This window comes from Vibrio sp. 704 (assembly GCF_033339295.1).
In genome coordinates this window covers 1-775 of record NZ_JAWOUH010000341.1, presented here as the reverse complement: position 1 = coordinate 775, position 775 = coordinate 1, and the positions used below count along the sequence as shown (strand labels likewise).

Genomic DNA, 775 nt, shown 5'->3' with positions numbered 1-775 from the left:
TAGGCATCCACCTTCACACCATCAACTTTGCAGCAGAATACTGGGATAACGTATTCGAATACTTCCTTGCAGAATACAAAGCCGGTCGTACTCCAAACCCAGACATCCTTTGTAACAAAGAAATCAAGTTCAAAGCATTCCTTGAATTCGCTGATGAAGTGCTTGAGGCAGACTACATTGCCATGGGTCATTATGTGCGTCGTTCTTTCCCTGAAAACGGCGAAAAGCCACAAATGCTGCGTGGCCTAGATAGCAACAAAGACCAAAGCTACTTCTTGTACACACTAAGCCACGAACAAGTTGCTCGTAGCCTATTCCCTGTGGGTGATTTGGAAAAACCAGAAGTTCGCCGTATCGCGGAAGAACAAGGTCTAATCACAGCGAAGAAGAAAGATTCAACAGGCATCTGTTTCATCGGTGAACGTAAATTTACTGAGTTCCTAGGCCGTTACCTTCCTGCTCAGCCAGGCAACATCGAAACGCCAGAAGGCGAAGTTATCGGTCAGCACCAAGGCTTGATGTACCACACACTAGGCCAACGTAAAGGCCTTCATATCGGTGGTCGTAAAGGCGGCGGCGGTAACGAAGACCCATGGTTCGTAGGTGAGAAAGATCTCGACCGCAACGTGCTTATCGCCGTTCAAGGTAAAGACCACCCGATGCTAAAATCAGAAGGTCTACTTGCATCACAACTTCACTGGGTAGATCGTGAACCAATTCGCGATGTTATGAAGTGCACAGTGAAAACTCGTTACCGTCAACAAGATATTCCTTG

1 protein-coding gene is annotated in these 775 nt (G+C 47.0%); it reads left to right on the top strand.

All coding sequences use genetic code 11. The features are described from left to right. Nucleotides 1–775, top strand: a 775-nt coding sequence (gene mnmA / locus R7R24_RS26335; protein WP_318120067.1) for a tRNA 2-thiouridine(34) synthase MnmA, incomplete at both ends; no start/stop codon positions are given.